Below are 10,503 nucleotides of genomic sequence, written 5' to 3'. Positions count from 1 at the left end.
CCAGTAGTGAAGTCCTTTTGTGTTTTGTTTGTGTACTATGGTTTTCTATGGGAATTTCATTTCGCTGCAAGCTTTCTCTATTACAATTATTTACTTCTATTTTTTTTGACGGTTTTTTTATTACTTAATAGCTCTATTGCAATTTTTTTGGTGATTTTATGAATATTAAGGTTTTGGATACTACTTTACGTGATGGGGAACAGACTCCTGGTGTTTCATTAACTCCTTTGAATAAGTTAAGAATTTCAACTAAACTGGATGAGATTGGTGTTGAATATATTGAGGCAGGTTCAGCGATTACTTCTGAAGGCGAGAGAGAATCCATTAAACAGATTACTGCACAAGGGTTCAATGCTGAAATATTGAGTTTTTCAAGACCTTTAACCATTGACATTGATTATTGTCTTGATTGTGATGTTGATGGGGTTAATCTAGTTGTCCCAACTTCCGAATTGCATATTCATGATAAGTTAAACACCACTTGCGATAAGCTTATAGAGTTATCAAATAATGCCGTGGACTACTGTAAGGACCATGGTTTAATTGTAGAGTTATCTGCAGAAGATGCTTCCAGAAGCAATATTGATTTTTTAAGGAAAGTCTATCTCAATGCAATCGATCATGGTGCCGATAGGGTTTGCGTATGCGATACCGTTGGTATTTTGACTCCTGATTCATCATTTGAGTTATTCTCTAAATTGAATGACTTGTCTGTTCCTGTTGCATGTCATTGTCATAATGACTTTGGACTTGCCGTTGCCAATACCTTATCTGCAATTAAGGGTGGTGCCAGTGAAATCCACACTACAATTAACGGTATTGGTGAGCGTGCTGGAAACACTTCCTTTGAGGAGTGTGTTGTAAGCATTGACAGGTTGTTTCCTCAATTTTCAACAAATATCAAAATCAATGAAATTTATGACATATCCAAACTGGTTGCAAGATCCACTGGAGTTTACATTCAGCCAAACAAGGCAATTGTCGGTGAAAATGCATTTGCCCATGAGTCAGGTATCCACTCCGATGGGGTCATTAAGAACTCCGCCACTTATGAGGCAATGACTCCTGAACTTGTTGGCCGTAAGCGCAAGTTCATCATTGGAAAGCATATGGGCACCCATGGCCTTGACAATAGGCTAAAGGAATGGGGCTTGAATGTCAATGAAAACCAGCTCAAGCAGATTTGTGATGACATCAAGGAGTTGGCGGATAAGGGTAAGACTGTTACTGATGTTGATTTGCAGGTAATTGCGGATAATGTGTTGCAAATCAATCATGAGGATCGCATAAAACTTGATGAGCTTACATGTGTTTCAGGAAATAAGGTCATGCCTACAGCTTCAGTTAAGATAATTATCGATGATAATGAGATTTTGAATGCAGGTGTGGGTTTGGGTCCGGTTGACGCTACCATCAACGCTTTGAAATCATTGGATGTATTTAAGGACATTGACTTGATTGAGTATCATGTAGATGCGATTACCGGAGGTACTGATGCGTTCATTGATGTAATAATCAAGCTTCAAAAGGATGGTCGTGTCGTTTCAGCCAGAGGTACCGAGGCTGACATTATCAATGCAAGTGTTAAAGCATACATTGCCGGTGTTAACAGGCTTTTGAGGGATTAGCATGAAAATGGATAACATTCAAATTTTAGGTTTCAAAGGAATGGTGGATTCTGTCGGGGACACTCTGGACAGGATAAATTCCATAAAAAAGGATGGTGAAATCATCCAGCTTCTAAATGCCGATTCAGTTGCATCAACCAATCATATAATCCATGGCGTTAATCAGGCATTTTTGGCTTTTGAACGTGGAGAGAACCTTGCAAAGGACATCAGTGTTGAAATTGTTTTGAGATGTTCCGCTCAAAGGCAGATTTCAAAGGCATTTGCCATGCTTGGTTTAAAAGATGGGCAGATGAATCTTTGCGCCGTTATGATTAATTGTGATGATTATTCATCCGAATTGGGTGAAATGTTTGAAAGGGATGATGGTGTTCTCAGGGGTGACGATTTAAAGCTGATGGATCTCTATAAAATTAGTGAGAGTGAAACCGACAACATGTCCATTGAAAAGGTCATTATTGACAGGATCACTAAGCTTGCAGTAGATTATTAACTTCATCTATTATAATATTCAATTTCTCTTTTTCAAGACAGTCATAGTCAAGATTTTTTATTTCAATGCATATTGCCTTCTGCTTTATGCGGTTGTAATTGGGGCATGTTGTTATCATGCCGCTTTTGTCTGTGGTGAGTGTCTTTTTCAAGTCCCAACATATTGCCTTTGCATTATCATGAGGAATAATTACATTGATGCCTCTTTTATCTGCATGTAATGTGTTAGGTATGTGTTTTTTTACATGCTCTGTTGCATTTAATGAAAGTTCTAGGTTTTTGCCAACATTATCAATTTCACTATCTATACCGCTGCATATAATTTCATTAGTTTTACTTAACTTTTGCGGCAATGTAGTTTTCTTGAAGATTTCCTCATTGTCTGTTGCAATGAATCCTCCGCTTCCAACATTTATCATTTTGGGTGAACCTGTTGAGGCAAGGATGACGTCACTGTCACGTCCCAATCTTTTTTCAGCATCCCCAATTCCGGCTGAAGCATCTTCAATTGTTAAAATGTTGTTGTTTTTACAGTATTTGGTAATGCTTTTGATGTCCTGTTCGGCGGTGTATCCTGCAAAGCTTGTGAAAATCAATGCGGAGTCATCATTGACATCAAGTTCATCCAGATAATCAGTGTTTATAAGCCCATCATCTGTCTTGACGGTAATGAGGTTTTTTCCTAGAAACTTTGCAATCTGCTTGAATCCGTGCCATCCTCCCTGGTCTGGGATGATCACATCGCCTGTGACTGCTGAAAGTGCAATGAAAATGCTGTTGTTTGCGCTGCTTGTCATTCTCACATGCTCTTTTGTGGTCAAATCTCTGATTTTGTTGATGCAGCTTTCCTCAAAGTTTCCGTCAACATTTCCTTTTGCTACCTCAGACATTATCTCCAAGGTTTTTTGGCTTGGGCTTTTGAATCTAAACATTGTTCTCACTTTTAAAGTACATATCTAATGTGGTCTGCTTTGTGTGAAGCATCTCATTGAGCAGTGTTCCCTGCTTTACATACCTGCTGATAGGTATTCTTAGCTTGTCTCCACTGTATTTAAGTGCATCCTGAAGGGTTTCAAACTCAAGGTATGGTCTAAGCATTGCCTCTTTTATGTTTTCCCTTACGTTGAAAACTCCCAATGGAACATATCCGTCATATGCTTCCCTTAAAATCAGCAGTCCTGATTGCCTTTTGATTTTCATCAGGTAATCCAGCACTGCCATCTTGGCTGTGTAGTAGCATCCTCCAACAATGGAGTACTCCTTTTTGCCTCCGTTGGTTTCATAGTCTGAAAATATCAGTTCCTCGTTTTTCATAAGTTTTATGAATGCCTCATACCATTCGTATTGCCATTCGGTTGGGGTTAAAATGATTATATAATAATTGTTCAATGCACCGAATTCATAGACCCTATAAGTGTCAAGTATCTCATATTTTCTCACTTCCTTTAGAAACTCATCTGCAAGGGTTGAGTCACAAGCAGTGATTGACCAGCGGGTGGGAACAAGTTTACGGTTGTTCTTGGTTCCGATTGCTCCAACTGAAAACGCCTTTTGCATGGCAGTGAACGGAACATCCTTGTTGTGAAGGTTCACCACGGCATCAACCGCCTTGAGGTCAGTGTCGTAGAATGTCTTTTCCAGCTGCCTGTCCCATCTCACTGCATCGATGTCGAACTTCTCTATTGTTGCGCTTGGACCGTGGGGCATGCTGTCCTCTGTAAGCATGGATCCCTGAGGCCTTCTTTTGAATGTTGCCTCACTGTCAATTGATGTGGATGCAAGGGAGATGTCCTGAAGCTTTTCGACAAATGGATTTTCCAAATCATCAATCTTTATCAGTTGTTTTCCCCTTACAAGATTCATACGGTAGTTTATGATTTCATCCTGTGTCTTGTTTTCCCCAATCCAGGATTCGGGGGAGTCCATGATTGATGTGTCACCCATTTGTGAGCTCATCATCGGCCCGGCATACACCTTAGGATATGACCATCTTCCGATGAATACTGATGGTGGTGTTGTTCCCTCAAGGTTTTTCCCAACCTTAACGGATTTCATTTGTATCTGTTCAGTTAATTTGGCAAGATAAGCGTTTTTAGTGGTTTTCATGGTTGATCTAAAAAAAGTAAAAAGAAAAATACTATTAGTTAAAATAGTATTTTAACAGAATTCGATAGTTGCTGGTGGTTTGTCACTGATTGACAGTGCTACGTGTGTAACTTCTGAAATTTCGGAAGTGATTCTTTTTGAAATGGTTTGTATGACTTCCCATGGAAGTTCAGCCACTGATGCGGTCATTGCATCGATGGAATTAACCACTCTGACCACTACAAGGTATCCGAAGTCTCTTTGGTCTCCTTTAACACCAGTCACTTTGGTGTCGGTCAGCACTGCAAAGTATTGCCATACTTCCTTATCGATTCCTGCTGCTTCAATTTCATCGCAAACGATCTTGTTTGCTTTTCTGCAGATTTCAACATTTTCTCTTGTTAATGCTCCAACAACACGTACTCCAAGACCAGGTCCTGGGAAAGGTTGCCTGTACACTGTTGTTGCAGGTAATCCTAATTCATCACCGATTTCCCTTACTTCATCCTTGTAAAGGTCACGGATAGGTTCGCATAATTCTAATACCATACCGCTTGGAAGTGCAAGGTTGTGGTGGGATTTGATTTCGCCTTTGGTTTCAATCCAGTCCGGTGCAATTGTTCCTTGAACAAGGTATTTTGCCTCGTATTTGATTGCTTCTCTTTCAAACACTTCAATGAATATTTTTCCGATTATTTTCCTTTTCTCTTCAGGGTCTTCCACGCCTTCAAGAGCGTCCATGAACTCATCGGAAGCGTCAACAAACTTGAAATTCAACCTGTCCTTGAATGTGTTTGTCACTTGTTCAACTTCACCTTCTCTTAAAAGACCGTGGTCAACGAATATTGCGGTTAGGTTGTCTCCGATAGCTTCCTGTACGAGCACGGAACATACTGAACTGTCCACTCCACCGGAAAGTGCAATGATTGCTTTTTCATCACCGATTTGGTCTTTTATTTTTTGCACTGCATCTTCAATAAATTCTTTTGGGCTTAACATTTTATTCCTCTTCCTCTTCTTCCTCTTCGTAATCTTCAATGATTTGTTTAATCATAGCTTCGAGACCGTTGTCATTGCCTGATTCAATGGCTTCAAAGATATCATCAAATTTGACGTATTTTTCTAATTTAACTGATTTAGCACCAATACCAGATATTCTGAAACCGTATTCTTCATCTCCGATTGGAATGTTCACGTATTGTTTTTTCAAACCAGTCTTGAATTCATTAGCTTTATCTCTTAAATCATCAGCATTATCAATCATAATTAACACCTATTTTTGACAGATTTTATAAAAGTTCTTAAAGATTATTTCGCCTTTTGGAGTATGATGAACTTCTGGATGGAATTGAATTCCATAAACATCCTTATCTTCATGCTTAAAGGATTCAACATCACATAATGTGGAGCTTGCCAGGATTTCAAATTCTTCAGGGATTGTTTTCACCTCGTCCTTGTGTGATGACCAAACATCCATTTCAGGAGCAAGTCCCTCAAACAATCCTTCATCAGCGTTGATGTTTATTTTAACTTGAGCATAGCTTTCAGTGTCGGAAGTTGTGACCTCTCCACCGTATGCCTTTGCAATTAGTTGGTGTCCAAGACATATTCCCAGAATTGGAATTTCAAAGTGCTTTATGTATTCTTCACTGTTGCCTGCACCTTCAAGGGAAGGTCCTCCACCCAGTATCAATCCAATTGGATTTTTAGCTTCAATCTCTTCCACTGTAAGGGTGTTTGAAACTAATTCGGATGGAATATTGAGGTATTGTAAGCTTCTTTGAATTCTGTGATTGTATTGTCCTTTGTTATTGATAACTAATATTGTCATTTTATACTCCATTAAAATATAATGATATTATTTTTGCTTTTTATAATTATTAAATATTATTCTAAAATCTTGATTGATTCTGCAATTCCTGTTATGAATTCCACATCCCCACCCTCAACAATAATGTAATGGGTGTCGTCATGGTATATCACTGCAACGTCAGTGTCCTGTTTTCCGTCAATCATCTGTGTCATGATGCATCTTGTAAGGTTGTCTGAGAGTTTTGTCACATTGTTTTGCTTGCCTTGGGTCATGTTCTCTATTGATGATTTTGTGAAATCCATACTTTCGCCGTGCTGCTGGTAATACTCGTTTTCGATGTATTCCTTATTGAATGAGGTTATTGTCAAATCATTGTTCATGCTTCTGTGACCTTCCTTGATTATGGGGTCGTCAGTGTCCAGATCTGTAAAATTGCTTCCTGAGGGAACCTCAACGGAAAACTCTTCAAATTCCACGGTTTCCTTTAAATCGTTCATTGCAAAGCCAATTGCAATTAAAATGACAATTACAAAAATCAGAATTAAAGTATTTCTATTCTTTCTTTTCATAGATTATTCTTTTGTAAAAAATAGTATATATATTAAAAAAGAGAAGTACCACGAACTTTATATATTACGTTTAATATATTTGAATTACATGGAACTTCAAGATTTGATATTTATTATAATTGCTATATTAATAGCAGTGGTGTTATTGAAAATATTTATGTGGTTATTGCCTGTTATTGTAGTCTTGGTTATAGCATTCTTTATCTACATATTCCTGCAAGACCGCTATAATTATTAACTTATGTCATGGAAGGCTGAAGTTGCAGCGACTGCACCTTCTCCACATGCCACAATCCACTGTTTCAAACCAACACAAACATCACCTATTGCATAAACATAATCAACATTTGTTTTTTGATCCTTATCTATGATTATGTGGCCTGATTCATCCAATTCAACACCCAACTGCTCGGCAAGTTCAGTGTGAGGAACGTAACCTACGCTTATGAAAACACCATCGACAGATAGATCGCTCAATTCACCTGTTTTTGTGTCCTTGAGAGTCACTGATTCAACAAGCATGCTGCCCTTTATCTCCTCGACGGTTGCATTCATTATTGTGTTTATTCTGGCTTCCTTGATCTGGTTCTGCAGGTGCTTTTGTGCCCTGAACTCATCCTTTCTGTGGATCAATGTTACGTGGGCGCCCAGATTGTTAAGGTATAGTGCTTCCTGAAGCGCACTGTTTCCTCCGCCAACCATTATGATGTTGCGGTCCTGGAAGAAGAAACCGTCGCAGGTTGCACAGTAGCTCACGCCTTTTCCAAGAAACTCATCCTCTCCTTTTGCATCAAGATGCCTGTGGGAGCTTCCGGTTGCAAGGATAATGGTCTTTGACTGGTACTCTGCCTTGTTTGTTTTCACGGTAAACCTGTACTCGTCATCGGTTTTTACTATCTCTGTAACGGCTTCCATTTCATGAAGCTCAGTGTTTTTTGTGGCCTGTGCCTTCATCTTTTCAATCAGTTCAAGACCTGAAATGTTGTCAAAGCCAGGATAGTTTTCCATTTCCGGAACTTCACGACCTATTCCTCCTGCAAGGTCACGGTCAATCATAAGGTTCTTTGTTCCCTGACGACCTGCATATATTGCGGCTGTAAGTCCTCCAGGTCCTGCTCCAATGATGATAATGTCATATTTTTCCATTTTGTTAACCTCATTTAATTATTAGGTGCTGATGGTTAAAAAATAGTAAGTTTAAAAAAAATTATTAAGGATTATAATAAATCCTTAACTGCATCTTTAACGTCGCCTAAATCTTCAGTAGGTTCGAATCTGCGAACGACGTTTCCTTCACGGTCAACAAGGAACTTAGTGAAGTTCCATTTGATGTCATTGTTGTCCTTGTAATGTCTGTCTTTTGCTTTTAACATAAGTTTCAATGCTGTTGCACCCTTACCTTTCAAGTCAGTGAATGGCTGTTCGTTTTTAAGGAATTCGAATAATGGGTCAGCATTTTCACCGTTAACATCGATTTTGTCGAAGATTGTGTATGGGACCAACCATTTGCTGCGGCAGACTTCAGTGATTTCCTCGGTTGTTCCAGGAGCCTGTTCACCGAACTGGTTGCATGGGAAATCAAGGATTTCAAAGCCTTGTTCGTTGAATTCTGCGTAGATTTCGTTTAATTCTGTGTATTGTGGGGTAAAACCACATTTGGTTGCTGAGTTTACTATTAAAAGTACTTTGTCTTTGTATTGGCTTAATGAAACAGGGTTTCCGTCACCATCCTTTACTTCAAAATCATAAATTGACATTTTAAAAACCTCGTTTGTTTTAAGACTTAATTAAATTAAGACTTGATATACCTATTGTTATATTATTATTTAAATATTGCCTAAATTCAACATGTATTTAAGTTAGTATAAAAATAGTTTTAACCAGGTGAGTTGATATGGGAGACTTTGGCGAATGGCATGTGGGCGACCCAATAGGGTTTGGTAATGATACCGGTGCACCGGAAGTTCCTTACATGAGCTATGGGCCTCGAGAAGGGGAAGATGGAGATGGCAATGATCAGACTCCTGAAGAAATTGAGGATAACCGCAAAAGGTGGGTTTCAAAAACATTACTCGATGAGGCTTCAAGGTTATATGATGAGGAGAGGTATCCTGAGGCATTGACCCTGATTAATCTTGCGATTGAAAATTATCCTGCCCGTGCAACTAATTGGAATTTAAAGGCATTGATTGTCGAACGTATGGGACAGTTCGATGAGGCATTGTCCTGCTATGATGAGGCATTAAAGAGAAGGCCTTCAGATAAGACAATCAATTGCAATAAGGCAGTATTCTTGACAGATCGTGCATGGGAACAGTTCGAAAGTCACAATATTCATGAGGCATCTAATCTTGTAGGTCAAGCACTTAAGATATACTCGAAAATTGATAATTATGACATTTCAGATTCCATTTTTGATTTAAAAGCAGAAATAGCGCTTGTTAATGAGGATTATGTTGAGGCATTTGATTGCTATAAGCATGCCCTTGAGATTGTCAAGGATGATGATGAGTTAATGGATGAGTATAAAAGAAAACGTGATAATCTGCTTAAATATTTTAATGTTAAAAAGGTAAGGTGCCCAAGATGTGGGAAGAAAGTTCCGATAACTGACAGCTTCTGCATTAGATGCGGAGCCCACATTGAAATCAATAATCTCAAGCAGAAGGATGTCCTGAAAAAGTCGAATTGGGGCGAGGCAACAATTCTCGGGTCTGACGAAGACATTTAATGTAATCAACAATGGGTGAAATAATGACAAAGCAATGCTTCTACTGCAGTTATCCCAACAGGGATGATGCGACACGATGCATCAACTGCGGTCAAAAACTGGAAAAGTACTGGGACAAGTCAGGCGACAGACCAAGGCTTGTCGATGAACGCAAAAAATAACAGTAGGTGGTATGATGGTTCAATGTCCTGAATGCGGTGAAGAAATCGATGATGATGATAAGGAGTTTGATTGTCCTTTCTGCGGATATGAGGATTGGGGTGAAGGATTCTACCAATGCTTCAACTGCGATACCCTATTTGATTGGAAAGGGGATTTGTGGGAATGTGAAAACTGCGGTAATGAAGGTATAGAAATAGTTGAGCGTGAAAGTAGGATATACTATACTGATTATGACGATGATGAGTACTGTGAAGACGGCATTCCGGATGTCAATCAAGGATGGATTGGAGAACATTACGGATAAATTTTTATTTTAAATTTTAAAAAAAAGAGAGATAATCGGTGTTTAAGTGACTAGTTTAAACACCTAATTTCAAGGAAAATTATATATTGGCAGATATTTTTTTTAATTTTCCAACGACTTGCATTGACGTGGTAGAATGTTTTGAAGAAATTCTAAAAATCTGTGATGTTAAACGAAAAAGACATGGGAACTCATCAGTTAGAGTATTACCTTTCAATGGATACACCAAATGTCTAAAATACATCAGAGAACACCATTTAACCTGTAAAGCAGATGAAAAAAGGTTTATTACACACTATAAAAAGGTGCTATCCTAAGAACTTGCTCAAAGACAACACCAATACGATAAGCATTATCACAAGGTCGAATCAGAAGTTAAGTCATTAATGAGTTCTGATCAATGGGAGGTTGTTAAATTCGAGCATATTGATGCACTAGTTGATTATGATGAGGTCAAAGAGAAGGTTGATAAAATTTGTAGCAACACTTTCTTCGGAGATTTCGTGATTAATGAACCGAAAATAATATTGAATAGCTCAGAAAATAGTTTTACAGAGGTCTACGCTTTAAAAATACCCGTTGATATGAAATTAAAGTTAAAGGATTACTATATGGCATGTGCAGGATGGTGTGGCTACATTTACTAGCCTTCACCTTTACTTTTTTTTATCAAGTTTCATTTTCAAATTATTATTTTCTTTATAATGGATATTTATTTA

The 10,503-nt window shown here is 38.4% G+C and carries 14 protein-coding genes; 6 read left to right on the top strand and 8 right to left on the bottom strand.

Annotated features, from left to right (window positions below):
- Positions 1 to 158: 158 nt before the first annotated feature.
- Together E7Z78_RS01425 and cgi121 are read left to right on the top strand one after the other, a co-directional pair.
- A complete protein-coding gene (locus E7Z78_RS01425; protein ID WP_303723393.1) occupies positions 159 to 1,628 on the top strand; it encodes a (R)-citramalate synthase in 1,470 nt (489 codons plus the stop codon).
- 1 nt (position 1,629) lies between these two features.
- Positions 1,630 to 2,121 (top strand): KEOPS complex subunit Cgi121, encoded by a 492-nt coding sequence (gene cgi121 / locus E7Z78_RS01420; protein WP_303723392.1) that lies wholly within the window; start codon positions 1,630 to 1,632, stop codon positions 2,119 to 2,121.
- On the opposite strand, the gene E7Z78_RS01415 is transcribed toward cgi121, so the two are convergent.
- The 8 genes from E7Z78_RS01415 to E7Z78_RS01380 form a co-directional block, all read right to left on the bottom strand.
- A complete protein-coding gene (locus E7Z78_RS01415; protein ID WP_303723391.1) occupies positions 2,099 to 3,052 on the bottom strand; it encodes a DegT/DnrJ/EryC1/StrS family aminotransferase in 954 nt (317 codons plus the stop codon). The genes cgi121 and E7Z78_RS01415 overlap by 23 nt on opposite strands.
- On the bottom strand, positions 3,045 to 4,226 hold the full coding sequence (locus E7Z78_RS01410; protein WP_303723390.1) for a hypothetical protein: 1,182 nt from the start codon (positions 4,224 to 4,226) through the stop codon (positions 3,045 to 3,047). Before E7Z78_RS01410 ends, E7Z78_RS01415 begins: the two co-directional genes overlap by 8 nt.
- A 51-nt stretch (positions 4,227 to 4,277) precedes the next feature.
- Complete coding sequence (gene guaA, locus E7Z78_RS01405; protein ID WP_303723389.1) at positions 4,278 to 5,204, bottom strand: glutamine-hydrolyzing GMP synthase; 927 nt, start codon at positions 5,202 to 5,204, stop codon at positions 4,278 to 4,280.
- A gap of 1 nt (position 5,205) precedes the next feature.
- Positions 5,206 to 5,469 carry a hypothetical protein gene (locus E7Z78_RS01400; protein WP_303723388.1) on the bottom strand — a complete coding sequence of 88 codons (264 nt, stop codon included), beginning with the start codon at positions 5,467 to 5,469 and terminating at the stop codon, positions 5,206 to 5,208.
- 9 nt (positions 5,470 to 5,478) lie between these two features.
- Positions 5,479 to 6,036 (bottom strand): GMP synthase subunit A, encoded by a 558-nt coding sequence (locus E7Z78_RS01395; protein ID WP_303723387.1) that lies wholly within the window; start codon positions 6,034 to 6,036, stop codon positions 5,479 to 5,481.
- Between the two features lie 56 nt (positions 6,037 to 6,092).
- Positions 6,093 to 6,587 (bottom strand): hypothetical protein, encoded by a 495-nt coding sequence (locus E7Z78_RS01390; RefSeq protein WP_303723386.1) that lies wholly within the window; start codon positions 6,585 to 6,587, stop codon positions 6,093 to 6,095.
- Positions 6,588 to 6,821: 234 nt separating this feature from the next.
- On the bottom strand, positions 6,822 to 7,733 hold the full coding sequence (gene trxB / locus E7Z78_RS01385) for a thioredoxin-disulfide reductase (RefSeq protein ID WP_303723385.1): 912 nt from the start codon (positions 7,731 to 7,733) through the stop codon (positions 6,822 to 6,824).
- 71 nt (positions 7,734 to 7,804) lie between these two features.
- Positions 7,805 to 8,344 carry a glutathione peroxidase gene (locus tag E7Z78_RS01380; protein ID WP_303723384.1) on the bottom strand — a complete coding sequence of 180 codons (540 nt, stop codon included), beginning with the start codon at positions 8,342 to 8,344 and terminating at the stop codon, positions 7,805 to 7,807.
- A 137-nt stretch (positions 8,345 to 8,481) separates the two neighbouring features.
- On the opposite strand from E7Z78_RS01380, the gene E7Z78_RS01375 reads away from it, so the two are divergent.
- From E7Z78_RS01375 to E7Z78_RS01360, 4 genes are all read left to right on the top strand, one after another.
- Positions 8,482 to 9,318 carry a tetratricopeptide repeat protein gene (locus E7Z78_RS01375; RefSeq protein ID WP_303723383.1) on the top strand — a complete coding sequence of 279 codons (837 nt, stop codon included), beginning with the start codon at positions 8,482 to 8,484 and terminating at the stop codon, positions 9,316 to 9,318.
- Positions 9,319 to 9,341: 23 nt separating this feature from the next.
- The gene (locus E7Z78_RS01370; RefSeq protein WP_303723382.1) at positions 9,342 to 9,479 is read left to right on the top strand and encodes a hypothetical protein; all 138 of its coding nucleotides are present in this window, start codon (positions 9,342 to 9,344) and stop codon (positions 9,477 to 9,479) included.
- Positions 9,480 to 9,493: 14 nt separating this feature from the next.
- Positions 9,494 to 9,784 (top strand): hypothetical protein, encoded by a 291-nt coding sequence (locus E7Z78_RS01365; RefSeq protein WP_303723381.1) that lies wholly within the window; start codon positions 9,494 to 9,496, stop codon positions 9,782 to 9,784.
- Positions 9,785 to 10,170: 386 nt separating this feature from the next.
- Positions 10,171 to 10,431, top strand: coding sequence for a hypothetical protein (locus E7Z78_RS01360; RefSeq protein ID WP_303723380.1), 261 nt, complete (start codon positions 10,171 to 10,173; stop codon positions 10,429 to 10,431).
- Positions 10,432 to 10,503 lie beyond the last annotated feature (72 nt).

Source organism: Methanobrevibacter thaueri (assembly GCF_015062915.1).
Classification (GTDB): domain Archaea; phylum Methanobacteriota; class Methanobacteria; order Methanobacteriales; family Methanobacteriaceae; genus Methanocatella; species Methanocatella thaueri_B.
Note: the sequence above shows the minus strand (reverse complement) of the source record. Positions and strands in the feature narration are given on the sequence as shown.